The organism is Parasphingopyxis lamellibrachiae (assembly GCF_003385775.1).
In the GTDB taxonomy this organism is placed as follows: Bacteria; Pseudomonadota; Alphaproteobacteria; order Sphingomonadales; family Sphingomonadaceae; genus Parasphingopyxis; species Parasphingopyxis lamellibrachiae.
In genome coordinates this window covers 1,953,681-1,978,562 of the sequence record NZ_QRDP01000004.1, presented here as the reverse complement: position 1 = coordinate 1,978,562, position 24,882 = coordinate 1,953,681, and the positions used below count along the sequence as shown (strand labels likewise).

Below are 24,882 nucleotides of genomic sequence, written 5' to 3'. Positions count from 1 at the left end.
TCTAGACTACCCCTTGCCGCGCCAGCGATTGCGTTGATGCCGATCGGCATCTATCGCGGGGAAAAGGGGGAACCGTCATTACCGAAAATCCTGCTATGCGCGCGTTTACGCGGCGCTCTTTCCTGTCCCGTGTGGCCGGCGGCACGACGCTGCTGATCGGTTCGGGCGCACTGGTTACGGGCTGCAAGGCTCCGGAGGGCAAAACCGTCGGGGCCGCGGGTCTCACCGATTGCGATGGCGGTGCCAATGCCGACGAGGCCGGGGCTGGTCGCACGGGCGGCCATACCGGCGTCAGCGATAGCGATGGTGGCGCGACGGCCGATCCGGCCGGGTGCGGCAATGGCAACGGCCCGATCACGGACAGCGACCGGGGCCGCCATGCCGATCCCGTCGGCGAAGGCCGCGGGGCCGAACGCCATACGGACCGGGATGTCGGGTTCAGCGCCGATCCGATCGGCCGCGGAACCGGCCCGAACCCGTCCGGTGAAACGCAATGACTGGTCAGGAGGAGGCAGTCGTCCAATCCCGGCCTTCTGAAACGCAGCCCGCCGAAGAGAGCCGCACCGCGCGCCGCATCGTCGGCTTCGATATTGCCCGCGCCTTTGCCATTTTCGGCATGATCACGGTCAATTATCGTTCGACCTTCCATATCACCGGCGATAGCCCTGCCTGGCTCGAAACCGTCTCCGGCATGGTCAATGGCCGGGCCGCGGCCTTGTTCGTGCTGCTCGCGGGGATCGGGATCGCGCTCCTGTCTCGCAAGGGGCGGCTCTCCGGGGATCGCGCAGAAATTCGCGAGGACCGGTTCAACCTGCTGCGCCGCGCGGCATTCCTTTTGGCGATCGGCCTCCTGTTCCGGCAGATCTGGGAATATGACATCCTGCACTTTTACGGCATCTATCTGATGTTCGCGGCTGTCCTGCTTACCGTTTCCAACCGGAATCTCGTGATTGCCGGCCTGTTCGCCACCCTGGCCTTTCCGGTCCTCTATTATGTCCTGCCCGCCCAATATGGGATTCCCTTCTGGGCAACGACGAGCGAGTTCACGGTCCGCGAAGTGCTGATCGATTTCTTCTTCCAGGGCTATCATCCGGTAACGCCCTGGATCGGCTTCATGATCGCCGGGATGCTTCTGGGTCGGCTCGATATGAGCGATCCCGCCATCCGCCGGAAAATGCTGATCGGCGGGATCGTGCTGGCGCTGGCGGCTGAGGGCATCGCTTATGTCGCGCTCGACATGGGACTCTTCAAGCTGATGGAGGATGTGTCGCAGACGATCGATCTGGAAGAGGCGAGCCTGTTGCTCGGCACCGCGCCCTATCCGCCGATGTCGCTCTTCCTGGCGGTCGGTATCGGCTGGGGCATGGCCATCGTGTCGCTGTGCCTGTCTTTCGGGGATCGCTTTGCCGATCGCCGCTGGATCACGCCGCTTGTCCATACCGGGCAGCTCGCGCTGACCATCTATATCCTGCACGGCACGGTCGGTGTCTGGGCGGTCGGCTGGGCCGGATACAAGCCGCACCAGACGCTCGAATGGATCATTGGCTATTCGGCACTTTTCTACGTCGCCATGATCATCGCCTCCACGCTTTGGCGCCGCCGGTTCGACCGCGGCCCCGTAGAGGCGATCATGCGGAGGCTGACGGATAGCTGGAAAAGCGAGATCAATCCGGAGGAAAAGGTTTAGATTGGCGGATGCTTTTGTCAGACTCAAGCTGACGGCCGCGCGCGGCACCGGACTTAACTTGTCAGAATTTCCTTTGCAGGAAATCGCCGCACCGGCCCGTTCCCCCACCCGACCTCCCACGAGTGTATCCTGAATGGGAGGTCGGGTGGGGGAACGGGCCGGTGCGGCGAGGTTGCGCTAGCAACGTTCTGACAAACCTAAGCCCCGCCCTGCCATACCCTGACCGCGTCAATCGGCCAGACCAGCATCAGCACATTCAGCGTCAGATTGTCGCGGATCATCCAGAGGGTGAAGAGTTCGAGGACTACGGCGATCGCGACCGTCGGCCACAGTCCGATGCGCCGGGCGATCAGGAAGCCCAGCGCCATCCAGCCGATATCGGCCAGCGAATTGAGGATCGAATCGCCGGTATAGCCGAAGGCCGCCGTCGCCTCGCGATAGCGGTCGATGATCATCGGCGAATTTTCGAGGATCTCCCAGCCCGCCTCGATCGCAACGGCCAGGCAAAACCACAGACCCACCGATTTCTCCCGCAGCAGCCACCAGCCCAGTCCGCAGAAAATAAAGCCATGGACGATATGGCTCGGCACATACCAGTCGGCCAGGTGCTGGCTGTTGTCGGGGCCGTGCACCTCGCCCACCCAGAGCCTGATCTCACCGCATTCGCAGATCGGATTGCGGCCCATAAGAGTGAGGATGATCGCGGCGGCGGCCACGATGGCGGCGGCGATGATCCAGTGAATACGCGTGATTTCGCCTCTCCATCTTGACCTTGCGGCGCGCTTGGGCGAACCGGGTCCATGGCCGATCCGATACAGCTTGAACGCCGCGGGCTCCTCTATGTCCTTTCATCGCCGAGCGGGGCGGGCAAGTCCACCATCGCGCGCAAGCTGCTGGAGGCCGACAGCGAGATCGCGCCATCAGTTTCGGCGACGACCCGGCCGATTCGCCCGGGCGAGACGGACGGCGAGCATTATCATTTCGTCACCGATGCGGCGTTCGATCAAATGGTCGAGGAGGATGCCTTTCTCGAATGGGCGCATGTGTTCGACCGGCGCTATGGCACGCTCAAATCCGAAATCGGCAGATCGATCGATGCCGGGCGGGACGTGCTCCTCGATATCGACTGGCAGGGGACGCAGCAGCTCAAACAGGTCGATCCTGATATTGTCCGCGTCTTCATCCTCCCGCCTTCAATGGAGGAGCTGGAAAGCCGGCTCAGGGGGCGGCGTACGGACAGCGATGAGGTCATTGCCGGACGGATGGAGCGGGCGGCGGCCGAGATCAGCCATTGGGCCGAATATGATTATGTGCTGATCAACGACGATGCGGAGCGCTGTGCTGCCCGGGCCCGGGCGATCCTCGAGGCCGAGCGTCTGCGCCGTGCCCGCCGCACGGGTCTGGTCGATTTCGTGCGCGGCCTGACCGGATAGGCACGGGCGGGCTTCCCATACCCCTGCAACAGGCTTAGCTTCGCAGCCAGCTACAGGGAGAGGGTCTTATGATACGCGTTGCAATTGGCGCGGTCGCGGCAGCGATCGCCATGTTCGTCATCGGTTTTCTGTTTTTCGCAACGCCGCTGGGCAATATCCCGGTGAGCCAGATCGACGACGAAGGCGCGGCCACTGTCCAGCAGGTTCTGGCTGAGAATATGGGAGCGGATGGCCCGGCCACCTATGTCGTGCCCGGGATCAACGGCGAAGCGCAACAGCGGCTCTATATCGATGGCCCGATCGCCATGGTGCATTATAATCCCAACGGATTTGCGCTGGGCGATACGGGCGCGATGATCGGCGGCTTTATCCAGTTGCTGATCACCGCGCTGCTTCTGGGCGTGGCGCTTTACGGGTTGTCCGGCCATGTGCGGACCTTCCCCGAGCGATTGAAGATTCTGATCTTTTTCGCGCTGGCCGCTGCCGTCTTCATGCATCTGGGCAATCCGGTCTGGTGGCACCAGGGCTGGGTATTCCATGGCTATCTGTTCGTCGCCGATCTGGTGAGTTTCATTGTCGGCGGCGCAATTATCGCGCGCTGGTTCCTGCCGAAAGTGGCTGAGGGCGAAGGATAGGGAAATTTTGCTTTTGTCAGACTCAACCTGACGGTTGAGCGCCGCACCGGCCCGCTCCCCCTCCCGGCCTCCCATTCAGGGTACACTTGTGGGAGGCCGGGAGGGGGAGCGGGCCGGTGCGGCGACATTGCGTTAGCAATGTTCTGACAATCAGAACTCCTAGTCCCCGGCTTCCAGCAGCCGCAGGAACCGCATTCCGGCGCTGAATTCCCTGCGGCGGGCGTCGCGTGTTTCGATCGCCTCCTGGTCTTCGCCCCATTTGTCGGCCTGCCAGTCTTCGTCGACCCGCGTCGCCGCCCAGACGGTATCTTCGTCGAAAGCATTTTCCGCCAGTGCCAGCGCCGCAACCAGCGATCCGCCGATCCGCACAACGGGGGAGAGCCCGGCCAGGTGAAAGGGGCCATAGGCTTCGGTCGCCGCCCTGAGCCGCGCAACAGTGGCTTCGGGTTGCGGACGATGGACGATGCCTGTGGTCGTTTCAAAGGCGATATCGAAACGCCGCGCCGCCCATTCGAGCAGCGGATCCCAGGCCGCGCACTGATTGGCTACCAGTTCTGCAGGGCTGTCTGCGCGGTAGCATAAGAGGTCCGTATCGCCATATTCAGCAAGCTCGGCTGCAAAATCGGCATGGCCGGGCGTAACCCGGTCGATGGCAGCGTTGGCGAGCCCGGTAAGCGGCATCGCCGCCGGATCGATGAGTTCCTCCTGACCTGCCCATTCGGCGGCGATGGCGTCGGCAAGCTTGCGTGAGGCCATGGCCAGCGGTTTGCGGCCCGGCGTCTTGACCGTCCGTTCGTCCAGCGCCACAGCCCAGCCATCGCTGGTCCGTACCGCGTCCGCCTTGTCGTAAAATCGTTTCATTCTTGCGGTGGGCTTTTCCATTTTTTGGCCAGGATGATCGGCAGGACGAGCGCCTCGAAAATGCCGAGAGCGAATATCGGAACGCCGAGCATCGGCCACCCGCCGATGCGCAGGATATCGCCGGCCCAGATCCACATGCCGATGATCATGACGATGATGCCGGTAAAGCGCAGCAGTTGCATCGTCTGCCAGCGCGATTTGGCCAGAAATTCGCGGTCTTCGGGGGTCATGCAAGCTCCTCGATAATGGCGGCCAGGTCATGCGCGCTGTCGATCACGACATCGGCGCCCGCAGCCTCCAACTCATCGGGATCATGATAGCCCCAGGCAACGCCCACGGCCATAACATTCGCGGCTCGGGCCATCGCCATGTCGAACGTCGTGTCGCCGATCATCACGCTGCTTTCGCGCGAAGCCCCGGCATCGGCCATGCAGGCGTCGATCATCGACGGGTGCGGCTTGGAGGGATGCCGGTCGGCGGTGTGCAGGGTCACGAACCGGTCGGTCAGGCCATGCGCCTCCAGTACGAATTTCAGGCCCCGGTCGGACTTTCCCGTCGCCACGCCGAGCAGCCAGCCGGTTTCGTCCAGCGCCGTGATCGTCTCGACAATGCCGTCATAGAGCGGTTCATGGACCGTTCCCGCGCCGCGCATCCCGGTAAAGGCCTGTTTGTAGGCCTCCGCCATTTCCCGGTGCTGGTCTGTACCGGCTTCGGGGAGCAGCGTTTCCATCGCCTCGACAAGGCTCAGGCCGACGACCCTGCGCGTGGCTTCGCGCGGCGGCGGGGCCAGTCCGGCCCGCTCGAACGCCAGTTCCATCGCCATGCAGATATTGGCCTGGCTGTCGACAAGCGTTCCGTCGCAATCGAAAATGGCGAGACGGTTGCTCATGTCGAGAGGTTGCGCATCCAGTGCGCGATCGCCGGGCGGCCATTGACTTCGATTGCATCGGCGGCGCTGGAGATCGCTTCGGCCGACTTGTTCTGGCCCAGCTTCGTCGTGCCGCGCCAGGCCTTTGGTTCGAGCGCAAAACCGGCAATCCCGCCAAGCATCTTCTCGAACAGCCCGTCGCGCATCTTCGCGCGCGTCCAGGGCGTTTTGTCGAACCGGGCTTCCTGGGTGGCAGACAAACCATCGATTTGCGCGACCAACTCGTCCCGGGAAAGGGTGGAGACGGGGCCTTCCAGCTCAACGGAAACATAGTTCCAGGTCGGCACCTGATCGGGCTCGCCATACCAGTCCGGGCTGACATAGGCATCGGGGCCGTTGAAAAGGAACAAGGCGCTCTGCCCATCGAGATGCTTGGATAGCGCATTGCCCTTTGCCAGGTGGAAGAGCAGCCGTCCTTCCTCCAGGATGGCCGGCACATGCGCGACACGCGGCCCGTGCGGGGTCTCGGCGAAGACCATGCCGAAACCCAGCGCGCCGATGAAATCGGCCATCGCCTCGCGGTCCTGCCAGTGAAACTGCGTATTGGGATGCATTATTTCCGGTCCCGCATTCCGCGACCGCGCCGTTCGCCGCGGCGCGCCTTGCGCTGGTCCTTGGCATAGGCTTTGGCCGCCCGTTTCTGCGCGACCTTCCGGTCCTCGGCGGGCGGCTCGGCAAACACATCGTCGCCGAGTTCGGGCGAAAAGCCGAGCGCGGCGAGGCTGTTTGCGAAATGCTCGGGCAGGTCGGCGGTGACGTCGAGGATCCGGCTGTCGGGATGCGGCAGGCGCAGCCGCCGTGCGTGCAAGTGCAATTTGCGGCTGATGCCGCCGGTCAGGAAAGCATCCGCCCCGCCATATTTGCCGTCGCCGACGATCGGATGGCCGATCGCCGCCATATGAACGCGCAGCTGGTGGGTGCGGCCGGTATAGGGCTGGAGCGCGACAAAGGCGGCGCTGTTACCGGCCCGTTCGATCACCTGATAGCGGGTCTTGGCCGGCTGGCCCTCATCGAAAACATGCATTTTCTCGCCGCCCGTTCCGGGCTGTTTGGCGAGCGGCAGGTCAATCACCCCGTCCTGCACTTCGGGCACGCCCATGACGATCGCCCAGTAGATTTTGGTCGCTTTGCGCGTCGAAAACACCTTGGAGAAGAAGGCGGCGGCCCGCGCCGATCGCGCGACCAGCAACACGCCGCTCGTATCCTTGTCGAGCCGATGGACGAGCTTGGGCCGGGTGTCGGCGTCATAGGTCAGCGCATCGAGCAGTCCGTCAACATGATCCTTGGTCTTGGTCCCGCCCTGCGTCGCGAGACCCGGCGGCTTGTTGAGGACAAGCGCACTCTTGTCGCGATGGAAATCCAGCGTCCGGGCAAAGTCGATCTGGTCCTGACTGAGCGGCGGGCGTTCTTTTTTGGGTTTGAGAGTCTTGGGCGCTTCGGCCGGGGGCACGCGGATCACCTGGCCGGTCTCGATCCGGTCGCCTGGCGTCGCGCGTTTGCCGTCCAGCCTGAGCTGGCCTGTGCGCGACCAGCGCGAGACGATGTTGAAATTGGCTTCGGGCAGGTTGCGTTTGAACCAGCGATCGAGCCGGATGCCATCATCGTCTGCGCTCACGATGAACTGGCGCACATCGTCGCTGAAGGTCTTGGTCATGCCGCCATCCTTACGAGCCAGAGCCCTGCGAACAAGGCCACTACCGAACCGATGACGGAGACGAGCGCATAGCCGGCGGCCAGCCCGACCGCGCCGCGCTCGATCATATTGGTTACTTCGAGGCTGAAGGCGGAGAAAGTCGTGAACCCGCCCAATATCCCGACGCCGACAAAGAGCCGCCATCCCTCGCCGCCGCTCCCGAAGCGCGCGAGCAGGCCGACCAGCAATCCCATCGCCAGCCCGCCGGCCAGATTGACGGTCAGCGTTCCCCAGGGAAAGCCCGGGCCGAACTGGTGCAGCGTAAAACGTCCGACCAGGAACCGAAGCCCTGCACCGATCGCGCCGCCCGCCATGACAAGAAGAAGATGAGGCATGGCCGCCCTTTACCGGAGCGTGCGGCGCATCGCCAGTCGAACTATTTCTCGTTTCATGTATTGATAGATATATGGAAGCCATGTTCACACCCGTTTCGCTTGGCTGGGGTGAGATGCTGACGCGTCTCGGCGCCGCCGCCCTGTTTTCCGCTGCGCTGGGGATCGAGCGCTACAAGAACAGGAAGCCCGTCGATTTTCGCCCTTTCCTGATCATCGCGGTGGTGTCCGCAGCGCTGATGATTGCGATCACGGAATTCGCGACCACGGCGAGCGACGAAACCTTCTCGATAGACCCTGCCAAGGTGTTCAACGGTATCCTGACCGGGATCGGCTTTCTGGGGGCGGGCGCCCTGTTTCGCGACGACAATGTGGTCCGCGGTGCCGGATCCGCCGCTGCGATATGGGCGAGCGGGGGCATCGGCATCATGTGCGGGCTGGGCTATCTGTGGCTGGCCGGCGTGATCGCTGCCGGGGTTGTGCTGCTGCTTCTGCTGTCGAACGACCTTGCCGACGTGCATACTGCGGAACAGGCCCCGGAAGGCGATGAAGACGATTAGGGGCTAGATCCCGTTATTGGCGACAATGTCGACATCGGTGCCGCCACCGGCGCGCGGGGCGAAGATGATGTAATAGGCGCCTTCGTCGCGTGTGCGGTAGCCGCCAAGCACATTATTGTCGTGGCGCAGCTGGTGCTCTGACGAATATCCGGTGCGCACAGCGCGTGTATAATACCAGTCGAGCAATCTCTGCATGGATGCGTTGGTCCGGAAGCTCACCACGCGCACGCGGCAGCCTTCCGCATTATGGCCTGCGGCCTCGACGACCTCCGAACCCGGATAGACGCTGAAAGCGCGCGGCAGGGCGTTGGCCCATTGCATGCCATATTCGACCGGTGCCGTGCAGGCTTCGAACTGCGGTTCGCCAGACTGGCGGCTGGCGGCTGCGCCCAGCGTTGTTTCACCCTGGCCGGCGCTGCGGCCATCGCATTCGGCGCATTCTTCGCCTTCGGTCGGCGCCGGGGCGGAGAGCAACCGGCCTGCGCTGATCGCCTCTTGCGCGTCGGCGGCCGTGTGGAGCGTTTCGGGAACCGGTGAACCGCTCACCGCATCGCCGGGCAATGCGGCGTTGGCATTGGACTGCCCGGCCAGCTCCTGATCGACCATGATCTGATCTTCGAGCGCGGTTGTAAGCGCAGGATCGCTGTTATCGACCTCACCGAGCAGCGCCGAATCGAGCGATTCCGCGTCGGCATCGGTATCGGTCTGCCCCGTGCCGCAGGCGGCGAGCGTCAGGCTCAGCGCAACGGCGGTGGCAAGGGGAGAGTAACGATTAAGCATCATGGTCCGCAGCTCCTGATCGGAAGCGACGGATTTTCGCGGGTAAAGGTTACCAAAGCGTTCAGAAACATGGTGAACGGGCGAATATTTTACGATTTCTTCACCATTGCCTGCCCGCGGGCCCCATTCAGCCAGCCTTATTCATAGGCCTGCAACTCCACCTCGGTCGCATGGTCGCCCCGGAAAGGCTCTCCGCTGACAACGTTCAGGTTGGGCATCTGTCCCGTCTCGTCGATCGCCCGCATGGCCAGCCGCGAGACCGTAAATCCGTTTCCAGAAAAGGCGCTGCGATAGAAAGCGAGTATGTCGGCCGCCGATGCCTCGGCCGTAAAGCTAATTTTGTTCGCATAGCCCATTCCCTCTTCGACCGTCACATCGGCCGGATCGACGCCGGGAAAGGCGGGCACATCCACGGCCATGTCCGCGCCGGGCGTGTTGATCATCTCGGCATTGGTCAGCATTTCGAACCGGCTCAGTCCGTCATTCGAGTCACGAACGGTGAAACGGCCCAGCTGTTCGCCGGTGCTAGTCTCGGCGGTCAGCCCGAAATGATTGAGCGTGTAGCCCCGGTCCCCAAGCACAAAGGCGTAATAGTCATAGACATCGCCAATCGCGTCGTTGGTGCGGAATTTCGTCCGCTGCGTACCGCCCCCAAGCTCGTCCATTTCGACGGTTTCGGCATCGGCGGCGGCATAGCCGGGTGTGCCATTGGAGAAATCTTCAGCCGGTTCATAGCTGACAACCTCGGCCGCCTGTTCGCTGCCGGTGCCGCCGCTGCCCTCTTCCGCCGTTCCGCTACAGCCTGCCAGCGTTACCAGCAGCACAGCCAGGCCCATCGCCTGTTTCATCGCATCTTCTCCTGTAAATCCGGTAAATTCTTCGCCTGAGCGCTAGCCTTCCTGGCCGGCGATGATCGACACCGTCGTGCCCCGGCCGCCCGCACCCGTCGCCGTGATCTGGATGCCGCCGCTATTGTCCGGCCGCGAAGCCGAGATCATGTGCGTTTCGCCAAAATCCATGTTCGCGGCGATCCGGTATCCCCCGCGTTCCAGAGCCGCTCTGTAAAAGGCGATCACGTCCGCCGGAGAATCGCTCGTCTGAAAGCTCGAGATCTGGCCCGATCCGCCATCGCGGCCCGTGCTGTTGATGTTGAGGCCGCCGGCGGTTTCGGCGCCCGGATAGGCGGGGAGGCCGGCCGGCATCGCCGCACCGGCCTCTCCGGTGGTGATCGTCGCCTCGCCGTCTGTGCTGCTATAGGTCGTGGTGCCGTCGCCGCCGCGCTCGATGCGAACTTCTTCGCCATCGGGGCCGGTAAATACCTGCTCGTCCGATCCGCCGCATGCCGTGAGCGCAAGCATCGCCAGCGCAATATATCCCGTCCGCATATCGTCTGTTTCCCCTTCAGTGTCGTAAATGGCATATCGCATAACGGCCTTGATCCGCAAACTATGTGACCTATATCACTAATACAGTCAGTGTTCACGAACCACAGGTGCCAATGCGATGCTCAACATAGTTTCAATCCTGGTCGGGCTTGTCGCGGCTTTACTGGCCTTTGTCGGCCTCATCCCGCTACTCGGCTGGGTCAACTGGCTCATGCTCCCCGTGGCCTTTGTCGGTCTCGTCCTCGGCCTGCTTTCGAGCAGCAATGGCGGGCGCAACCTGTGCATGGTCGTCATCATCATCGGAATTTTGCGGCTGATGCTGGGCGGCGGACTCTTCTAGCGCCGCTTTTTCGCCCTAACCGAAGCCCTTGCCGGCCTCGCGCAGCTTGTGGCGGATCAGACGCGAAGTTTCGACCGCAGCCTGGCGATGGACGACGGCTTTGCGGTATTCGGGATCGGTCACCATGGCAAGAAACGCGCCGGCCGTCGGGTAACGGGCGACGAACGCCGTGTCCCAGCGCTCATCCTCCGGGCCGATGACCATGGTCTGGGGCTCGCCTGACCAAAGCACCGTTCCGCCCACCCGCTCGAAGACCGGGCCGCTATCCTTGCCATAATGGGCATAGGCTTCCGCGCCGCTCAGGCCCTTGCCGGCGAGCGGATGGCCTTCGGGATAGGCTGCCTTTTCGCGAAAACGCACAAGATTCAGCATGGCGACCGGTTCGTCGCGGTCGAGGGCCTTGAACGCCTCGAAATTGGCGCGGCTCGGATCGATATAGCCGGTGTCTGTCATGGCAATGAAGGTTGCGCGCCACGGCCTTTGCGTCAAGCCGAAAGCCGCCGGATGAGGTCATTTCTCATTATACAGAAGATATGGTATATCATCCAAACTGGAACCAGAAAGGGATAATGACGATGGCAAGTCTCAAACCGTTTCCGAATGCGGAGCCGATGCGGGAGATCAATACGACACCCTTTATCGATGTGCTGCTCGTGCTTCTTGTCATGTTCCTGCTTGCCTTGCCGGTGATGAACCACAAGGTACCGCTCGAGCTGCCTGTCGGCCCGGCGACCGCGGGCGTGCCGCCGCCCTCCCATGCGCTGGCGATCGGCCCGTCGGGCGCGCTCAGCTGGGATGGCGAGGCGGTATCCCGGGCCGGCCTTGTCGCGAGGCTGGAGCGGATGGCGGCCGATCCCGGCCTGCCGCTGCTCGAGATAATGGCTGCTCCGAACGCCCGGTACGAGGATGTCGACGAGATTCTGGCCGATATCAGCCGTGCCGAGGTAACCAGGCTCGGCTTTGTCGGTAATGCGGCCTTTGCCGACGGCTTCTGATCCGCGTCGCTTTCCTTGCGCCGGGCCGGAAATCCCGGCACAAGCGAGCCTATGGGAAAAGCACGATGGATTGCCGCAGCAGCGGCTGGCACGGCGGCGGTGGCTGCGGCCGCCTATTATCTCAACGAGCGCAACAACGAGAAGCCGGATTACGATCTGCTGATCGACGAGGGTCGGTTCGCTTTGCGCGCCTATCCGGCGATGATGGTCGCCGAAACGGTGCAGAACGGCCAGCGCGAGACGGCGCTTGGGAACGGATTCCGGGTGCTAGCCGACTATATCTTCGCCCGTTCCCGGCCGGGCAAGAAAATCGCGATGACATCGCCTGTCCTCTCCAACCGCGCGGATGAGGGCTGGCGGACCCGTTTCGTCATGCCGGCGAAACTCGGCGAAGCGGACCTGCCCGATCCTTCACCGGGCGTGAAGCTGAACGAACAACCGGGTCGCAAGTTGGCGGCCATCCGTTTTTCGGGCAATGCCGACGATGCGGCGCTGGCCGAAAATGAGGCGGCGCTGCGCGAATGGATGGCGGCGAACAGCCTCGAGCCGGCTGGCGATGTCGAATATGCCTTTTACAATTCGCCCTTTATCCCGGGGCCGATGCGCCGCAACGAGATCCTGATCCCGGTCGCCTAGAGCACGTCTTTCCGGGCTTTCATGGCAAGATTGCCCGCGATGATTATGGCGACTGCACCGACAAGAAAACCGGTAAAGCCGCCGATCGAAATTCCCAGCACCATGAAGACCGCAAAGCCGAACATGCCGACTTGCATGGGGGTTATCTGCTTATCTTCCTCGCCGCCGGATGCAGGACGATAGCGAGCATTGACTGCTTGCTCGAACCGGTCCGTTATATGGCTTGCCATTCCGCTTTGCTCTGCCGACTGCGACCCGGCCTCCGTGTCGGCGGCATGGTCCCGTAACAGCTCGCTGGCCGATATGCGCTCGGGCAGGCGGTCCGTCGCCCGGCCCGGATGCATGTCGGCGGCCTGTTTGGGTGGCAGGTTGGTGCGCGCGTCGAGGACGATAAGCTTCCCGTCCCTCTCGATCACGCGATACTGTGTTGGCGGTGCGTCCACTCCATCCTCCGCTGCCCGGTCCGGCTTTCCCGGAGAGCTTCAGGCCATAACCGTCTAGGCCGGGCCGGGCGGCAGGGGAAGAGCGCGGCTGGGGTGCAGGCCCCTATTCGCAGCGGGAATCGCTGCGATCGATTTCGCGGCCGATCAGCGCGCCGGCCGCAGCGCCGACAATGGTGCCGACCGTCCGGTCGCGGCCGCCATCGATTTCGCGGCCGACAAGGGCGCCGGCAGCGCCGCCGATCAGCAGGCCGACAGTGCCGTCTTCCCGGCGGCAGCGATAACGGCCCTCGTCGTCGCGCCAGATGCGGCCCTGATAGCCGCGATGGCGATCCCGGTCGCGGCGATAGACGATGGGGGTTACCTGCGCTTCGTTCGCGCGCTGGCCCCAGGCGGGAGCATGGGCGGGCGGCCCGGCCAGAGCCGGGCCGGAGGTGGCGGCGAGAACTGTCGCCGCAAAAGCGAGACTGGCAATACGCATCGGAAATTCCTTTCGTGAACAGGGCGTCGCTGTCGGGGCCTCAACGCGCAGGGGGCCGCCCGGTTTCATGAATATGAGACAACGGTCGGAAATTCGTGGGCGGAGGGGACGGGCCGTTGTCCCCGTACGCCGAAACGGGCCCTATTCACCCTCTGCGCGGACGAACCGCTGGCGGTTGCCGAGGCTCCATGTCTGGCCGCCATCGGTCGACCGTTCCATGCGCGAGCGGAAACTGTCCGGCGTCACATCGTACCGGGTGAAGCGCAGCATGAGGGTGGACCCGTCCACCATCACCGTGTTCGGCGTCGTGCGGGTTTCGCCGTCATCGGGGCCGATCATCCGCCACAAATGGCCGTCCGCCCCGACCGAGGCCATCTCGATCTCGCTGCGCCCCGGGCGGACGAAAAAGAGGATCGCCGATGCCTGGTTGAGTTCCGGGATCGTGCTCATGCCGGAAACCACCCGGTCCGGTACGACCCAGCCGAAGCGGTACTGGCCGATAAGGGTGCGGGCCACGCTGCCATCGGCGGCGACGAAATCGGTTTCCACATTCCACAGGCCGATCGCATGGCGCAGCTGTTCGACGGCGACGGAGGCAGGTTCGGGCGGCGGTGCGGGCTGCGCCGCCAGCGGCGCGGCGCCAACGGCCAGCAAGGCTGCGAAAAGGGTCAGCAAACGCATCGAACTTCTCCAAATTTGTCTGTCAGGACTTCCTTAGCAGGAAATCGCCGCGCTCGCCTGTCAGGCATAGGCTGGCCTGTCAGGTATAGAGCGCCCTCTTCCTACCCCTCTTTCGACGCGCAGGCGATGCACAGCGCCGCTTCGGGCCGCGCATCGAGGCGGGCCGGGTTGATATCCCCGCCGCAGCGCACGCAGATGCCATATTCGCCCTCGTCGATCCGGGCGAGCGCGCGTTTGACCGAGGTAATTTCGCGCGTGACGAGCAGCGCCTGCGCCTCGAGCGACTCATCATCCTCCATCTCGACCGCCTGTTCGCTGGAATCGGCGTTGAGCGGCTCGGCCAGATCGCGCGCAATATGCGCCTTCCGCGCCTCCAGCTCGGCAAGCTGCGTTTCGAGGCGCGGTTTCGCGGTATCGGGGGAAAGGCTGGTCATGACAATGGCTCCTGGATTGTAGGGTTCATGGGCAATATCTGGCCGCAAAACCCGCCCGCTACCTTGATCTGGCTCAAACGGGATGGGGGGTTAACGCGAATTTTGTGCTTTGCGGGGCAGGGTGGCTGGCATGGCAAGACTGCCCTATCCCAAGCGGAATAGCCGCTACCGGAGGCGCGCGCCGCGCCGATACCTGTCGCCGCGCTATTATCTGGCCGGGCATCCGGCGAGTTATCGGCAGGGCGGGCGGCGAAAACAGCCGCTGGGCTGGCCCTATATGCTGATGCTGGCGCTGATCGCAGCGATTATCGGCATGTGGGGGCTGGAATGGGCGGAGCGCAGCGGCAGTTTTGAAGGGGCCGCGCCCTTCTCTGCACCGCAATCGCTTCTGTCAGGCGGTGCGCCCGCGATCCGTTTCAGCATGTGCGGATCGGGGCGGCGTATCAACTGCGTGGTCGATGGCGATACCTTCTGGATGGAGGGCGAAAAGATCCGCATCCTCGATATCGACACGCCAGAGCTGCACCCCGCTCGCTGCGCCGAGGAAGAGCGGCTGGGCCAGGCGGCCAAATCCCGGCTGCATGATCTGCTGAATTCAGGCGCAGTCACCCTGCACAGGGCAGGCCGCGACCGGGATCGCTATGGGCGGCTTTTGCGACGGGTAGAGGTGAGCGGCCAGCCGGTGGGCGACATGCTGATTGGCGAAGGGCTGGCCCGGCCCTATGCGGGCGGGCGACGGAGCTGGTGTGGGTGAGGGTAAAGATACTGCAATCCGGCAATTCCAAATCCATTTAGGAACGATTTAATCGGCAAATAGATCGATAGGCAACGCTGCTTTTCGTGAGATACCTTTAATGAAATGCGCAAGTTCAGGATCAATCTCGCTCATCCTAGCCTCTTTGCATATCGCTAACGGTGAAAAACTAACTCCAAATTCCCGCTGACATGCGGCAGAAGCTGCACTTAAAATCTGTTTGCCTGAGTAAATATCTCGGATGCCAATACCACTCTGTATTTTATCTTCCACAAGCGCTTCGGCTCTCTCAAAAGCAGTAGACGGTTCTATCCTTTTCTTTTCAAACTTATAAATACTTTTTTGAATCACATCAGAATAGCAACCTGTGAGCTTTCTCCTACAGTCCGCTTCAATGTCAGAGATGATTTGCTCAACCCTCAATAGGATTTCATCAGGCACCTTTTCTACATTATCCGATATATATCTCGCGATTACCTTTGGAATAATAAAGTAGTTCTCTATCTCTTTATTGTCCCAAATTTTCAGAACCAAGCCAACTTTCTTTGCTTTTTCAAAATAATCTGTGCGCTCAACATCAAGCATGTAGTCGTTGTCTAGTAGCAGTGCAGTTTGCACATCCCCCGAGGACGCCTCCGTTAAGCCCTTGGCGGCACCGAGGGCGAGTTCCCAATTTCCCTTTCCCTGAATGCTGTGAATGGCGATTTGGGTTAAGCTGTCGAATTCTCGACTTCCCAACTTGTATGCCACGTCAGTCAAGAATGGCTTATCTTCGCCTTCGACGAACAAGAGTAAGCCACGTTGAGCAAGCTTGGAAAGCTGTATGCTGTGCAGACTTCCCATGCCACGAAGAGACTCTTGAATTTCCGCAACTTGGTTAGCCGGGCCGGAAGTTCGAGCTGCTTTTTGAACAACTATGACATCTTGAAAAGGCACGTCTGAGATAATTTCGGGTGAATGCGTAGCGATTATTGACTGACGAAAATTGAGATTTTCTATTACCTTGATGAGCTTACGTTGCAGGTCCGCATGAAGATATACGTCAGGCTCGTCCAAAACGACGGTCGCATCTTTTGACACGCGGGCCAAAAACCAGATTGTTTGCATCCAAGCCTGAAGACCGTGACCGTGCCAAGAAACCTCTGAAATGTATCGTCCTTCTCGCACCAAAAGCGAATATTCATTGCGCGCTGGCCCATGATCATTCTCAAAGTGCTGAATTTTTAGTCCTTGCCATGTTTCCTCAAGGAGGCTCTCGAAGATTCGATATTCTGGTTGTCGTTCCCAAAGTTGATTGCGAAAATGGCGATAAGCCAAATAGCCGTCTAAGTACTTGTTTAGCCGATCTTTTGCTATCCGCTTTTCATTTGGGAGTAGTGATCCGATCGGCGGCATAACCTTCGTGATACCGAAAGTTCGTGGTCCGACGTCAGCTCGCTGATGAACAACTTTTGCTCGCCCTTTTCGCAACTGAAAAAATACTTCGGAAGGAGATGTCCCGATGTAGGCGTGGACCTCATTATTGTTTCTGAGCTTCGCCCTGATTATCGCTGGGCGTTCCGTGGCATATGCATGTTGTACGTTGGTGTAATTGAAGTCGATTGTATCTAATGAGGCCTTGAACCCAGCGCCGGTGCAATGGCCATCTAACCATTCTGGACAAGCAATGAAAATTGCGTTGTGCGCGCGGGCTTGGGCCACGGACAAAATACGCAAAGCTTCAATTACGGTAGTTTTTCCAGCGTTATTTCGGCCAATAAGAATATTCTCAAGACCAAGATCAATTCGATGATTTGAGAAACCTCGAAAATTCTCAAGACTGAGAGACTTCAGCATTCAAGCACGGCCTACTCCGCCGCTACGCTCTTCTCGCCGAACATATCTTCGCCGTCATCGGCGGTTTCGTCGTCATTGGCCTTGCCCTTTTTGCGCTCATCGAACGAATCCCAGACCTGGTTCCAGTCGCCTCTGGTGGCGCCCTTGGAATATTCGGTCGCCCGCGTTTCGAAGAAGTTGGCGTGCTCGACGCCGTTCAGCAGCGGGGCTAACCACGGAAGCGGGTGGTCTTCGATCATATAGACGGCGGGCAGGCCGAGCTGGCCGAGGCGCCAGTCCGCGATGTAGCGGATATAGCGCTTGATCTCTTTCGCCGTCATGCCGGGCACCGGGCCTTCGGAGAAGGCGAGATCGATAAACGCATCCTCCAGCCGCACCGTTTTCTGGCAGCAATCGACAATCTCTTCCTTGACGTTTTTCGTCAGGCAGTTCCGCTCCGCGCAAAAGGCGTGGAACAGCTTGATGATGCCTTCGCAGTGCAGGCTCTCGTCGCGGACGGACCAGCTGACGATCTGCCCCATGCCCTTCATCTTGTTGAAGCGCGGGAAGTTCATCAGCATGGCGAAGCTGGCGAACAGCTGCAGCCCTTCGGTAAAGCCGCCGAACATGGCGAGCGTCTTGGCGATATCCTCGTCGCTGTCGACGCCGAACTCGTTCAGATAATCATGCTTGGCGGACATTTCCTCATATTCGAGGAACATGCCGTATTCGCTTTCCGGCATGCCGATCGTGTCGAGAAGATGGCTGTATGCGGCGATGTGCACGGTTTCCATGTTGCTGAACGCGGTCAGCATCATTTTTATTTCCGTCGGCTTGAACACCCGGCCATATTTGTCGTGATAGCAATTCTGCACCTCGACATCGGCCTGGGTGAAGAAGCGGAAGATCTGGGTGAGCAGGTTGCGCTCATGCTCGGTGAGCTTCTGCGCCCAGTCCCGGCAATCCTCGCCCAGCGGCACTTCCTCCGGCATCCAGTGGATCTGCTGCTGGCGTTTCCAGAAATCGAACGCCCAGGGATATTCGAAAGGCTTATACTGGGTGCGGGCTTCGAGAAGGGACATCTTTGGTTTCTCCTGGGCTTTCTGTCTGGGCGTCTAACTGTTGAAACTGAGGGTGGCGGCGAAACCGCCTACGAACAAGCCGGCGGCGAACAGCATCGCGCCGATGATACGCAGCGCATAAGCCGCGCCTTCGCTCTCGCTTATCGAGAGCAGGTTGCGGACGGCGGCGGGGCGGACGAGCAGGGCAAGGCCGCTGACCGTCAATGTGCCGCTGATCGCGGTCATCAGGGCAAGGCTGCGCGTCACCGGCGCCTGTCCCGATAAACGATCACCCGCTTGGTGCTGCTGCGCGCGCCGACGCCGATGAACACGATCCCGACAAAATAGCCGAAATCGTACCAGCCGCCATTGTTCGGCACCGCATAGATGGCGACGCTGTCCACAAAGAGCGAGACCACCCAGGCGACCGGGAAGATAAAGCCGTGCCACACGCCGAGCAGGAAGCCCGGTGCCTCCGGCGCGACCCCCGCCCCCGACTGCTGCGCCGCGCAGGCGGTGAGCAGGATGAGCGGCAGCAGCGCCGCGAGCGGACGGAAGGGAGAATTGCCGGGGCGTGCCATCACTGGCACGCAAGGCACTCGTCATAATCGGTGGTTTCGCCGGTCATGAGTTCGACCTTGGCCGGATCGAGCGTGTTGTCGGCCTCCACGCCGCCGGCAAAGTCCGCGCGCTGCACGGATTTCGAGCGGAGATAGTAGAGCGATTTGATGCCCAGCTCCCAGGCGCGGAAGTGGAGCATGAGAAGGTCCCATTTCTCGACATCGGCCGGGATGAACAGGTTCAGGGACTGCGCCTGATCGATATAGGGCGCGCGGTCGGCGGCGAGTTCGAGCAGCCAGCGCTGGTCGATCTCGAAGCTGGTCTTGAAGCTGTCCTTCTCTTCCGACGTCAGGAAGTCGAGATGCTGGACCGAGCCGCCATGTTCGAGGATCGAGTTCCAGATATTGGCGCTGTCCTTGGATTTCTCCTGCAGCAGCTTTTCGAGATGCGGGTTCTTCACGACAAAGCTGCCGGACAGCGTCTTGTGCGTATAGATGTTCGCCGGGATCGGCTCGATGCACGCGCTGGTGCCGCCGCAGATGATGCTGATCGACGCGGTCGGCGCGATCGCCATTTTGCAGCTGAACCGCTCCATCACGCCCTGGTCGGCTGCATCGGGGCAGGGCCCGCGCTCATTGGCGAGCATCATCGAGGCTTCCGACGCCTTGGCCTGGATATGCTTGAAGATTTTGAGGTTGTAGCTTTTCGCGAGCGCGCTTTCGAAGCCGAGGCCGCGGGCCTGGAGGAAGCTATGATAGCCCATCACGCCAAGGCCGACAGAGCGTTCCTGCTCGGCCGAATATTTGGCGCGCGCCATTTCCGGCGGGGCGCGGTCGATATAGTCCTGCAGCACATTGTCGAGCATGCGCATGACATCCTCGATGAACATCGGGTCCTCGCTCCACTCGTCCCATTTTTCGAGGTTGAGCGAGGAGAGGCAGCAGACCGCCGTGCGGTCGTTGCCGTGCTGGTCGACGCCGGTGGGCAGGGTGATCTCGCTGCACAGGTTCGAGGTTGAAACCTTGAGCCCGACATCGCGCTGATGCTTGGGCATCATGCGGTTCACCGTGTCGTTGAAGACGATATAGGGCTCGCCGGTGGCAAGCCGCGTCTCGACCAGTTTCTGGAACAGCGAGCGCGCATCCACCGTGGCGCGGGTTTCGCCGGTCTTGGGCGAGGTGAGGTGCCATTCCTCGCCATTGCGCACGGCTTCCATGAAGGCGTCGGTGACGAGCACGCCGTGATGCAGGTTCAGCGCCTTGCGGTTGAAATCGCCCGAGGCTTTGCGGATTTCGAGGAATTCCTCGATCTCGGGGTGCGAGATATCGAGATAGCAGGCGGCCGAACCGCGGCGCAGCGAGCCCTGCGAAATCGCCAGGGTGAGCGAGTCCATAACGCGAACGAACGGAATGATGCCGCTGGTCTTGCCATTGAGGCCGACCGGTTCGCCGATGCCGCGCACATTGCCCCAATAGGTGCCGATGCCGCCGCCGCGCGACGCGAGCCAGACATTCTCGTTCCAGGTGCCGACAATGCCGTCCAGGCTGTCGGATACGCTGTTGAGGTAACAGGAGATGGGCAGGCCGCGCCCGGTGCCGCCATTGGAGAGCACGGGCGTCGCCGGCATGAACCAGAGCCGGGAGATATAGTCGTACAGGCGCTGTGCATGCTCGGCATCGTCGGCATAGGCCGATGCGACGCGAACGAAGAGGTCCTGATAGCTTTCATCGGGGAGGAGGTAGCGGTCTTTCAGCGTTTCCTTGCCAAACTCGGTCAGCAGCGCGTCGCGCGAATCGTCCTTCTCGATCGGGTGCAGCTGCGGGCGGATAGACTTGCTCGTAAGCTCCTCTTCCGCCTTTTCGTCCGTTTTCGGTGTGTCCATTGCGTCCATCACGTCTTCCACGGTGACTTCGCCGTTATTCGCCAAATCCATCGCCTCAATACCCCTTATACACCATTCCATATAGGAATGTTCCTACTTCGTTCGAGTCGGAAACTTCGTTCCTACACCCCTTTGCCGGCCGTGAGGGAACTCATTCGCACTTGTCCCCGATATCCACACGGGGCGGTTGCCAGGGGCAATTTCCCCCACATCGCCAATATCGATAGCACCACAACCTGTTGCGTAGACCCCCGTCCGAACCACTAGTCATAGTGTCTTAACCATGAGTCGCATACAAGGGGGGATATGGTAAAACCGTGACTCGTTTCATCGCCCCCCTGACTCGGTTCGTCGCAGTCCGGCGTCTTCGCAGGTGCAGCGACGCACGGGGGAAACTGCCGTTGCGCGATTGCAAGGGGACAAAAGAAGAACAAAAAAATATCCTGCGCCGCACCCGGGTTGGGAGCGGCGTGTACGAATTCCGGCTGCGCGTCCCATCCGATCCCGGTCCGCCCGCAAGGTGGACAAAATATGTAGTTGTCTATATAATAGACGTATATGCAATTGGGGATTCGCCATGCCTACACGCCGCGCTCTTCTCGTTACCGGGGCCGCAAGCGCGGTGATCGTCGGCGGCGGCCTGTTCGCCTATGATATCTTCTCGCCGAATCTTTCCCGGGCCCGTGAACCCTGGCGCGCTGCGGCCGAGGGGTTTGGCGATACGCGGCTCGACATATTGGCCTATGCCATCCTCGCGCCCAATCCGCACAATCGTCAGCCCTGGATCATAGAGCTGATCGGCGAGGATGGTATCCGCCTGACGGCCGACCTTGATAGAATGCTCCCCGAAACCGATCCGCCGAATCGCCAGATTACGATCGGCTTTGGCGCGTTTCTGGAGCTGCTCCGGATGGCTGCGGCGGAGAAGGGGTATCGCGCGGCGATAACGCCCTTTCCCGATGGAGAGCCCCAGCCGGTGCTCGACGCGCGCGCCATTGCCGATATCCGGCTGGTGCCCGAGCCGGGTATCGCCAAAGACCCGCTGTTCGGGGCGGTTCTCGATCGCCACACGAACCGCGAAGCCTATGATCCCGAGCCGGTTGCGGGCAGCCGGCTCGCCGCGTTGCAGACGGCGTTGCCGGATGCCGACAGGGTCGGACTGGGCTGGGCCAACGATGCCGAAAGCGTGGCGCCCCTCAAAAGGATCGCCACCGAAGCCTGGATGATCGAATACCGGACGCCGCACACCTTGCAGGAAAGCATCGATCTGATGCGGATCGGCGCCGCCGAAGCCAATGCCGCGCCGGACGGGATCATACTGGACGGGCCGTTCATGGAGGCGGCCAGCAATCTCGGTATGGTGACGCGCGAAAAGCTGGCCGATCCGGAAAGCTATGGCTTTGCCGAGGGGATCAGGATGTACACGGCGCTTATCGATGCAAGCCCGGCAATGGTCTGGTTGCACAGCGCGGACAACAGCCGGGAAACGCAGCTGGATACCGGCGCCGCCTGGCTTCGGGTCCAGCTTGCGGCGGCGCGCGAGGGGCTGGCCATGCAACCGCTTAGCCAGGCTCTGCAGGAGTTTCCTGAGATGGCGGAGCAGTATCGGCGCATCCACAGCCATCTCGGTATCGCGGCACCCGCCCGCTTGCAGGGTCTGTTCCGGATCGGGCAGGCACCCGCCATCCCGCCGGCACCGCGCTGGCCGCTGACCAGCCGGCTGGTCGATATCGCATGAGCAAGGGCCGGACACGCAAGGCGAAGGGCCCCGGTCTCAGGGGCGATCCGCCCATCATGCTGGCGATCACCGAAATCGCGATCATCGCGCAGCTCGCCGAAACCCTGTTCGAATCGGTGCTGCCGGAAGGCATGACCAAGGCGCAATATGGCGTGCTCAACCATCTGCTCCGCCTCGATGCGGAACAGACGATCGGCGAACTGGCCAGCGCCTTTCAGGTGCGTCAGCCCACCATGTCCTCCACAGTCCGGAAACTGGAAGACAAGGGCCTTGTCGCGCTGGAGGCCGATCCGGACGATCGCAGGATTCGCCGGGTGGCAGTCACGAAAGCCGGTAGGGCGATGCGCCGGACCGGGCTCGATGGGCTGGCACCGCTCAACGAGGTGCTGACCGGGGAAATATCGGCGCGCGAACTGAAAGCGATATTGCCGACCCTGACAAAGTTGCGCATCCTGCTGGACGACCACCGGCCGGAGTGACGCGCACCGAAGTAAGGCCGATCCGATATTGCCCGACAATCCGCAAACCATGCGGCGCGGGATCGCGAACAGGCGCTGGCTGCATGCGGGCCGGGATGGTAGGAGCGCCTCCATGATCTGGATCATATTCATGATGGGCGTGTGCAACTTCTTTCTGCATCGCTCGGTGATGGAAGGCCGCGGGCCGGTATTTGCCGAAGTTGCCCAGGCGCTGCACCGCTTTGCCGGCGGCTATGGCGGCTATGTGGTCGAGTTCCTGTTCCTGGTCGGCGCGCTGTGGTTCGCCAAGTCGGGCCAGTCGATCATCCTCTTCTTCTATGGCGGCTATACGGCGCTCAACATCGGCACCTATATGATGCTCAAACATATGAACCGGCGGTAGAGCTTGTTTGTCAGAATTTCCTTTGCAGGAAATCGCCGCACCGCCCTCCGATGACATCCAGCGACGCTTCGCGCCGCCGGAGCCTTGTCATCTTCGCCCGCTCCCCCACCCGGCCTCCCATTCAGGGTACACTCGTGGGAGGCCGGGTGGGGGAGCGGGCTGGTGCCGCGATTTCCCGCAAGGGAAATTCTGACACGCTACGCCGCGGCGAGCGCCAGGATTTCCTCGGGAAGATCGAGATGTGACAGATAGTCCACCGATTCTCCGCCGGTTTCACCCGACACGGTAAAGCCCGCATAACCCTTTGCCCTGCTGTCTTCGCAGATCGCGCGATAGCCGGGCACGCCGCCGAGATAGGCCATAAAGATACGCGGTTTTCCGGGGATATTCGCGCCCATATACCAACTGTCGGCATAGGGATAGACGGTCAGGCCGGCCATGAAATTTGTATGGTCCACCCAGCTCTTTTCGGCTTCGCGTGTCGGTTCGATCCAGCCATCGCCGACATCTCCGATACAGGCTGCGATCCACTCGACATGCTGTTCGATGGAGACGATCATGTTGGAGATGACCGAAGGGCTTTGCGGCCCGGTAACGAGAAACAGGTTGGGAAAACCCTCGCTCATCAGGCCGAGATAGGTTTCCGGGCCGTCCCGCCATTTGGCTTTCAGCCTGCGCCCGCCCCGGCCGGTAATGGCGATCTTGTCGAGAGTACCCGTCATTGCGTCGAAGCCGGTGGCATAGACGATCGCGTCAAACGCATATTCGCGCGTGCTTGTCCGGACCCCCTTGGCGGTGATCCGCTCGATCGGTGTCGATTTCAGGTCGACCAGATGGACATGATCGCGATTATAGATCTCGAAATAGCCGGTATCGACGCACAGTCGCTTGGCCCCGGCGGGATAGGTTTTCGGGCATAGCAGCTCGGCGGTTTCCGGATCGTCTACCCGCTCCCGGATCTTGGAACGGATGAACTCCGCGGCCGTGTCATTGGCCTCCATGACCATGCCGATATCGGGATAGCTCGCCATGAATCGAAGCCCGCCATAATTCCAGCGCCGCTCGAACTCGGCCGTGCGCTCGGCTTCAGGCGTGTCGAGCGCCATGGCTTCGATGGTGACGGTCGAGCCGAGAAAACCCGCCGCTTCGTCGCGTGCCTGTTCGCGCAGGGCAGGGTAGCCGGCTTTGGTCTCGGCGATCTCGTCGGCGCCGAGCGGCCGGTTATGTGCGGGCACGACGAAATTGGGAGTGCGCTGCATAACGACAAGCTCGGCGGCCTGTTCGGCGATGACGGGGATCGACTGGATCGCGCTCGATCCGGTGCCGATCACGCCTACTTTCTGGCCCGTAAAGTCCACGCCTTCATGCGGCCAGAGCCCGGTCTGATAAGTCGGCCCCTCGAAATCCGCCATGCCGGGTATGTCCGGCAGGTTGGGGGAGGAGAGGCAGCCCGTTGCCATCACCACATGGCGCGCCGAGACGCTCTCGCCGCTATCGAGTTCCACCGTCCAGAGATTGCTCGCTTCGTCATAGCTGGCCGCCGCTACCCGCGTGTCGAACCGGATATCGCGGCGCAGGTCGAACCGGTCGGCCACATGGTTGATATAGGCGAGAATTTCCGGCTGGGTCGAATAGCGTTCGGACCAGTTCCATTCCTGTTCCAGCTCTTCCGACCAGCTATAGCTGTATTCCATGCTTTCGATATCGCAGCGTGCGCCGGGATAGCGGTTCCAGTACCAGGTGCCGCCGACATCGCCGCCGGCTTCGAACACGCGGCTCGACAGCCCCAGTTCGCGCAATTTGTGGAGCAGGTAGAGGCCGGAAAAACCCGCACCGACAATTACCACATCCATGTGTTTTGCGCTCATCCGTTCCTCTCCCCGCCATTTTTTCCGCCATCTTGCGGCAG

At 61.5% G+C, this 24,882-nt stretch carries 33 protein-coding genes; 12 read left to right on the top strand and 21 right to left on the bottom strand.

Features of this window, described 5'->3' with window-relative positions:
- Window positions 1-95: 95 nt before the first annotated feature.
- Window positions 96-497: a hypothetical protein gene (locus DFR46_RS09820; protein WP_116236285.1), complete on the top strand. Its 402-nt coding sequence runs from the start codon at window positions 96-98 to the stop codon at window positions 495-497.
- A complete protein-coding gene (locus DFR46_RS09815; RefSeq protein WP_116236284.1) occupies window positions 494-1,687 on the top strand; it encodes a DUF418 domain-containing protein in 1,194 nt (397 codons plus the stop codon). Before DFR46_RS09820 ends, DFR46_RS09815 begins: the two co-directional genes overlap by 4 nt.
- Before the next feature lie 197 nt (window positions 1,688-1,884).
- Here DFR46_RS09815 and DFR46_RS09810 read toward each other — a convergent pair whose 3' ends face one another.
- Window positions 1,885-2,439 (bottom strand): DUF2585 family protein, encoded by a 555-nt coding sequence (locus DFR46_RS09810; RefSeq protein ID WP_116236283.1) that lies wholly within the window; start codon window positions 2,437-2,439, stop codon window positions 1,885-1,887.
- A gap of 48 nt (window positions 2,440-2,487) precedes the next feature.
- On the opposite strand from DFR46_RS09810, the gene gmk reads away from it, so the two are divergent.
- Window positions 2,488-3,120, top strand: a complete 633-nt coding sequence (gene gmk / locus DFR46_RS09805; RefSeq protein WP_116236282.1) for a guanylate kinase — start codon at window positions 2,488-2,490, stop codon at window positions 3,118-3,120.
- 68 nt (window positions 3,121-3,188) lie between these two features.
- Window positions 3,189-3,755 carry a hypothetical protein gene (locus DFR46_RS09800; RefSeq protein ID WP_116236281.1) on the top strand — a complete coding sequence of 189 codons (567 nt, stop codon included), beginning with the start codon at window positions 3,189-3,191 and terminating at the stop codon, window positions 3,753-3,755.
- 159 nt (window positions 3,756-3,914) lie between these two features.
- Here the strand turns inward: DFR46_RS09800 and DFR46_RS09795 are convergent, their stop codons facing one another.
- From DFR46_RS09795 to crcB, 6 genes are read right to left on the bottom strand one after another with little or no spacing between them, the layout of a single operon-like run.
- Entirely contained in the window at window positions 3,915-4,616 is a 702-nt protein-coding gene (locus DFR46_RS09795) for an ATP12 family chaperone protein (RefSeq protein ID WP_116236280.1), read from the bottom strand.
- Window positions 4,613-4,846 (bottom strand): hypothetical protein, encoded by a 234-nt coding sequence (locus DFR46_RS09790; RefSeq protein ID WP_116236279.1) that lies wholly within the window; start codon window positions 4,844-4,846, stop codon window positions 4,613-4,615. The genes DFR46_RS09795 and DFR46_RS09790 overlap by 4 nt, the downstream gene beginning before the upstream one ends.
- Complete coding sequence (locus DFR46_RS09785; protein ID WP_116236278.1) at window positions 4,843-5,505, bottom strand: HAD-IA family hydrolase; 663 nt, start codon at window positions 5,503-5,505, stop codon at window positions 4,843-4,845. Before DFR46_RS09785 ends, DFR46_RS09790 begins: the two co-directional genes overlap by 4 nt.
- Entirely contained in the window at window positions 5,502-6,098 is a 597-nt protein-coding gene (locus DFR46_RS09780) for an FMN-binding negative transcriptional regulator (protein WP_116236277.1), read from the bottom strand. The genes DFR46_RS09785 and DFR46_RS09780 overlap by 4 nt, the downstream gene beginning before the upstream one ends.
- Window positions 6,098-7,198, bottom strand: coding sequence for an RluA family pseudouridine synthase (locus DFR46_RS09775; protein WP_116236276.1), 1,101 nt, complete (start codon window positions 7,196-7,198; stop codon window positions 6,098-6,100). Before DFR46_RS09775 ends, DFR46_RS09780 begins: the two co-directional genes overlap by 1 nt.
- A complete protein-coding gene (crcB, locus tag DFR46_RS09770; RefSeq protein ID WP_116236275.1) occupies window positions 7,195-7,572 on the bottom strand; it encodes a fluoride efflux transporter CrcB in 378 nt (125 codons plus the stop codon). The genes DFR46_RS09775 and crcB overlap by 4 nt, the downstream gene beginning before the upstream one ends.
- A gap of 71 nt (window positions 7,573-7,643) precedes the next feature.
- On the opposite strand from crcB, the gene DFR46_RS09765 reads away from it, so the two are divergent.
- On the top strand, window positions 7,644-8,129 hold the full coding sequence (locus DFR46_RS09765; RefSeq protein ID WP_116236274.1) for an MgtC/SapB family protein: 486 nt from the start codon (window positions 7,644-7,646) through the stop codon (window positions 8,127-8,129).
- Window positions 8,130-8,132: 3 nt separating this feature from the next.
- Here DFR46_RS09765 and DFR46_RS09760 read toward each other — a convergent pair whose 3' ends face one another.
- From DFR46_RS09760 to DFR46_RS09750, 3 genes are all read right to left on the bottom strand, one after another.
- Complete coding sequence (locus DFR46_RS09760; RefSeq protein WP_116236273.1) at window positions 8,133-8,912, bottom strand: hypothetical protein; 780 nt, start codon at window positions 8,910-8,912, stop codon at window positions 8,133-8,135.
- 134 nt (window positions 8,913-9,046) lie between these two features.
- Window positions 9,047-9,757 carry a hypothetical protein gene (locus DFR46_RS09755; protein WP_116236272.1) on the bottom strand — a complete coding sequence of 237 codons (711 nt, stop codon included), beginning with the start codon at window positions 9,755-9,757 and terminating at the stop codon, window positions 9,047-9,049.
- Window positions 9,758-9,799: 42 nt separating this feature from the next.
- Window positions 9,800-10,294, bottom strand: coding sequence for a hypothetical protein (locus DFR46_RS09750; RefSeq protein ID WP_147297663.1), 495 nt, complete (start codon window positions 10,292-10,294; stop codon window positions 9,800-9,802).
- A gap of 118 nt (window positions 10,295-10,412) precedes the next feature.
- On the opposite strand from DFR46_RS09750, the gene DFR46_RS09745 reads away from it, so the two are divergent.
- A complete protein-coding gene (locus DFR46_RS09745) occupies window positions 10,413-10,634 on the top strand; it encodes a hypothetical protein (RefSeq protein WP_116236270.1) in 222 nt (73 codons plus the stop codon).
- Between the two features lie 15 nt (window positions 10,635-10,649).
- Here the strand turns inward: DFR46_RS09745 and DFR46_RS09740 are convergent, their stop codons facing one another.
- Window positions 10,650-11,087 (bottom strand): DUF1330 domain-containing protein, encoded by a 438-nt coding sequence (locus DFR46_RS09740; protein WP_116236269.1) that lies wholly within the window; start codon window positions 11,085-11,087, stop codon window positions 10,650-10,652.
- A gap of 122 nt (window positions 11,088-11,209) precedes the next feature.
- Here DFR46_RS09740 and DFR46_RS09735 point away from each other — a divergent pair, with 122 nt between their 5' ends.
- Window positions 11,210-11,629: an ExbD/TolR family protein gene (locus DFR46_RS09735; protein WP_162843457.1), complete on the top strand. Its 420-nt coding sequence runs from the start codon at window positions 11,210-11,212 to the stop codon at window positions 11,627-11,629.
- Window positions 11,630-11,680: 51 nt separating this feature from the next.
- A complete protein-coding gene (locus DFR46_RS09730; RefSeq protein WP_116236267.1) occupies window positions 11,681-12,265 on the top strand; it encodes an SOUL family heme-binding protein in 585 nt (194 codons plus the stop codon).
- Here the strand turns inward: DFR46_RS09730 and DFR46_RS09725 are convergent.
- The 4 genes from DFR46_RS09725 to DFR46_RS09710 form a co-directional block, all read right to left on the bottom strand.
- The gene (locus DFR46_RS09725) at window positions 12,262-12,708 is read right to left on the bottom strand and encodes a hypothetical protein (RefSeq protein WP_116236266.1); all 447 of its coding nucleotides are present in this window, start codon (window positions 12,706-12,708) and stop codon (window positions 12,262-12,264) included. The two genes, DFR46_RS09730 and DFR46_RS09725, sit on opposite strands and share 4 nt — an antisense overlap.
- A gap of 103 nt (window positions 12,709-12,811) precedes the next feature.
- Window positions 12,812-13,186 (bottom strand): glycine zipper 2TM domain-containing protein, encoded by a 375-nt coding sequence (locus DFR46_RS09720; protein ID WP_116237265.1) that lies wholly within the window; start codon window positions 13,184-13,186, stop codon window positions 12,812-12,814.
- Window positions 13,187-13,327: 141 nt separating this feature from the next.
- A complete protein-coding gene (locus DFR46_RS09715; RefSeq protein WP_116236265.1) occupies window positions 13,328-13,867 on the bottom strand; it encodes a hypothetical protein in 540 nt (179 codons plus the stop codon).
- 101 nt (window positions 13,868-13,968) lie between these two features.
- Complete coding sequence (locus DFR46_RS09710) at window positions 13,969-14,301, bottom strand: TraR/DksA family transcriptional regulator (protein ID WP_116236264.1); 333 nt, start codon at window positions 14,299-14,301, stop codon at window positions 13,969-13,971.
- Window positions 14,302-14,431: 130 nt separating this feature from the next.
- Between DFR46_RS09710 and DFR46_RS09705 the strand changes: the two genes are divergently transcribed.
- Window positions 14,432-15,055, top strand: a complete 624-nt coding sequence (locus DFR46_RS09705; protein ID WP_245953798.1) for a thermonuclease family protein — start codon at window positions 14,432-14,434, stop codon at window positions 15,053-15,055.
- A 48-nt stretch (window positions 15,056-15,103) separates the two neighbouring features.
- Here DFR46_RS09705 and DFR46_RS09700 read toward each other — a convergent pair whose 3' ends face one another.
- Genes DFR46_RS09700 through DFR46_RS09680 form a run of 5 tightly spaced genes read right to left on the bottom strand, consistent with a single transcriptional unit; the run spans window position 15,104 to window position 20,383 of the window.
- Window positions 15,104-16,891: an ATP-dependent nuclease gene (locus DFR46_RS09700; RefSeq protein ID WP_116236263.1), complete on the bottom strand. Its 1,788-nt coding sequence runs from the start codon at window positions 16,889-16,891 to the stop codon at window positions 15,104-15,106.
- A gap of 11 nt (window positions 16,892-16,902) precedes the next feature.
- Window positions 16,903-17,952, bottom strand: a complete 1,050-nt coding sequence (locus DFR46_RS09695; protein WP_116236262.1) for a ribonucleotide-diphosphate reductase subunit beta — start codon at window positions 17,950-17,952, stop codon at window positions 16,903-16,905.
- A gap of 33 nt (window positions 17,953-17,985) precedes the next feature.
- Complete coding sequence (locus DFR46_RS09690) at window positions 17,986-18,198, bottom strand: hypothetical protein (RefSeq protein WP_245953796.1); 213 nt, start codon at window positions 18,196-18,198, stop codon at window positions 17,986-17,988.
- Window positions 18,195-18,512, bottom strand: coding sequence for a hypothetical protein (locus tag DFR46_RS09685; RefSeq protein WP_116236261.1), 318 nt, complete (start codon window positions 18,510-18,512; stop codon window positions 18,195-18,197). The genes DFR46_RS09690 and DFR46_RS09685 overlap by 4 nt, the downstream gene beginning before the upstream one ends.
- Window positions 18,512-20,383, bottom strand: a complete 1,872-nt coding sequence (locus DFR46_RS09680; RefSeq protein ID WP_425453160.1) for a ribonucleoside-diphosphate reductase subunit alpha — start codon at window positions 20,381-20,383, stop codon at window positions 18,512-18,514. Before DFR46_RS09680 ends, DFR46_RS09685 begins: the two co-directional genes overlap by 1 nt.
- Window positions 20,384-20,951: 568 nt before the next feature.
- On the opposite strand from DFR46_RS09680, the gene DFR46_RS09675 reads away from it, so the two are divergent.
- From DFR46_RS09675 to DFR46_RS09665, 3 genes are all read left to right on the top strand, one after another.
- Complete coding sequence (locus tag DFR46_RS09675; protein WP_116236259.1) at window positions 20,952-22,112, top strand: Acg family FMN-binding oxidoreductase; 1,161 nt, start codon at window positions 20,952-20,954, stop codon at window positions 22,110-22,112.
- Window positions 22,109-22,591 (top strand): MarR family winged helix-turn-helix transcriptional regulator, encoded by a 483-nt coding sequence (locus tag DFR46_RS09670; protein ID WP_116236258.1) that lies wholly within the window; start codon window positions 22,109-22,111, stop codon window positions 22,589-22,591. Before DFR46_RS09675 ends, DFR46_RS09670 begins: the two co-directional genes overlap by 4 nt.
- A gap of 112 nt (window positions 22,592-22,703) precedes the next feature.
- Window positions 22,704-22,973: a hypothetical protein gene (locus tag DFR46_RS09665; RefSeq protein ID WP_147297661.1), complete on the top strand. Its 270-nt coding sequence runs from the start codon at window positions 22,704-22,706 to the stop codon at window positions 22,971-22,973.
- A 197-nt stretch (window positions 22,974-23,170) separates the two neighbouring features.
- Here the strand turns inward: DFR46_RS09665 and DFR46_RS09660 are convergent, their stop codons facing one another.
- Window positions 23,171-24,841, bottom strand: coding sequence for a flavin-containing monooxygenase (locus DFR46_RS09660; protein WP_116236256.1), 1,671 nt, complete (start codon window positions 24,839-24,841; stop codon window positions 23,171-23,173).
- Window positions 24,842-24,882 lie beyond the last annotated feature (41 nt).

Coding starts and splice junctions, on each gene's coding strand:
- DFR46_RS09750 (WP_147297663.1), bottom strand. CDS start 10,294: ATGCGGACGGGATATATTGCGCTGGCGATGCTTGCGCTCACGGCATGC.
- DFR46_RS09695 (WP_116236262.1), bottom strand. CDS start 17,952: ATGTCCCTTCTCGAAGCCCGCACCCAGTATAAGCCTTTCGAATATCCC.
- DFR46_RS09665 (WP_147297661.1), top strand. CDS start 22,704: ATGATCTGGATCATATTCATGATGGGCGTGTGCAACTTCTTTCTGCAT.
- DFR46_RS09785 (WP_116236278.1), bottom strand. CDS start 5,505: ATGAGCAACCGTCTCGCCATTTTCGATTGCGACGGAACGCTTGTCGAC.
- DFR46_RS09745 (WP_116236270.1), top strand. CDS start 10,413: ATGCTCAACATAGTTTCAATCCTGGTCGGGCTTGTCGCGGCTTTACTG.
- DFR46_RS09740 (WP_116236269.1), bottom strand. CDS start 11,087: ATGACAGACACCGGCTATATCGATCCGAGCCGCGCCAATTTCGAGGCG.
- DFR46_RS09685 (WP_116236261.1), bottom strand. CDS start 18,512: ATGGCACGCCCCGGCAATTCTCCCTTCCGTCCGCTCGCGGCGCTGCTG.
- DFR46_RS09730 (WP_116236267.1), top strand. CDS start 11,681: ATGGGAAAAGCACGATGGATTGCCGCAGCAGCGGCTGGCACGGCGGCG.
- DFR46_RS09735 (WP_162843457.1), top strand. CDS start 11,210: ATGGCAAGTCTCAAACCGTTTCCGAATGCGGAGCCGATGCGGGAGATC.
- DFR46_RS09795 (WP_116236280.1), bottom strand. CDS start 4,616: ATGAAACGATTTTACGACAAGGCGGACGCGGTACGGACCAGCGATGGC.
- DFR46_RS09705 (WP_245953798.1), top strand. CDS start 14,432: ATGGCAAGACTGCCCTATCCCAAGCGGAATAGCCGCTACCGGAGGCGC.
- DFR46_RS09670 (WP_116236258.1), top strand. CDS start 22,109: ATGAGCAAGGGCCGGACACGCAAGGCGAAGGGCCCCGGTCTCAGGGGC.
- DFR46_RS09715 (WP_116236265.1), bottom strand. CDS start 13,867: ATGCGTTTGCTGACCCTTTTCGCAGCCTTGCTGGCCGTTGGCGCCGCG.
- DFR46_RS09815 (WP_116236284.1), top strand. CDS start 494: ATGACTGGTCAGGAGGAGGCAGTCGTCCAATCCCGGCCTTCTGAAACG.
- DFR46_RS09675 (WP_116236259.1), top strand. CDS start 20,952: ATGCCTACACGCCGCGCTCTTCTCGTTACCGGGGCCGCAAGCGCGGTG.
- DFR46_RS09680 (WP_425453160.1), bottom strand. CDS start 20,383: ATGGACGCAATGGACACACCGAAAACGGACGAAAAGGCGGAAGAGGAG.
- DFR46_RS09710 (WP_116236264.1), bottom strand. CDS start 14,301: ATGACCAGCCTTTCCCCCGATACCGCGAAACCGCGCCTCGAAACGCAG.
- crcB (WP_116236275.1), bottom strand. CDS start 7,572: ATGCCTCATCTTCTTCTTGTCATGGCGGGCGGCGCGATCGGTGCAGGG.
- DFR46_RS09790 (WP_116236279.1), bottom strand. CDS start 4,846: ATGACCCCCGAAGACCGCGAATTTCTGGCCAAATCGCGCTGGCAGACG.
- DFR46_RS09760 (WP_116236273.1), bottom strand. CDS start 8,912: ATGATGCTTAATCGTTACTCTCCCCTTGCCACCGCCGTTGCGCTGAGC.
- DFR46_RS09780 (WP_116236277.1), bottom strand. CDS start 6,098: ATGCATCCCAATACGCAGTTTCACTGGCAGGACCGCGAGGCGATGGCC.
- DFR46_RS09700 (WP_116236263.1), bottom strand. CDS start 16,891: ATGCTGAAGTCTCTCAGTCTTGAGAATTTTCGAGGTTTCTCAAATCAT.
- DFR46_RS09775 (WP_116236276.1), bottom strand. CDS start 7,198: ATGACCAAGACCTTCAGCGACGATGTGCGCCAGTTCATCGTGAGCGCA.
- DFR46_RS09820 (WP_116236285.1), top strand. CDS start 96: ATGCGCGCGTTTACGCGGCGCTCTTTCCTGTCCCGTGTGGCCGGCGGC.
- DFR46_RS09765 (WP_116236274.1), top strand. CDS start 7,644: ATGGAAGCCATGTTCACACCCGTTTCGCTTGGCTGGGGTGAGATGCTG.
- DFR46_RS09800 (WP_116236281.1), top strand. CDS start 3,189: ATGATACGCGTTGCAATTGGCGCGGTCGCGGCAGCGATCGCCATGTTC.
- DFR46_RS09755 (WP_116236272.1), bottom strand. CDS start 9,757: ATGAAACAGGCGATGGGCCTGGCTGTGCTGCTGGTAACGCTGGCAGGC.
- DFR46_RS09720 (WP_116237265.1), bottom strand. CDS start 13,186: ATGCGTATTGCCAGTCTCGCTTTTGCGGCGACAGTTCTCGCCGCCACC.
- DFR46_RS09660 (WP_116236256.1), bottom strand. CDS start 24,841: ATGAGCGCAAAACACATGGATGTGGTAATTGTCGGTGCGGGTTTTTCC.
- gmk (WP_116236282.1), top strand. CDS start 2,488: ATGGCCGATCCGATACAGCTTGAACGCCGCGGGCTCCTCTATGTCCTT.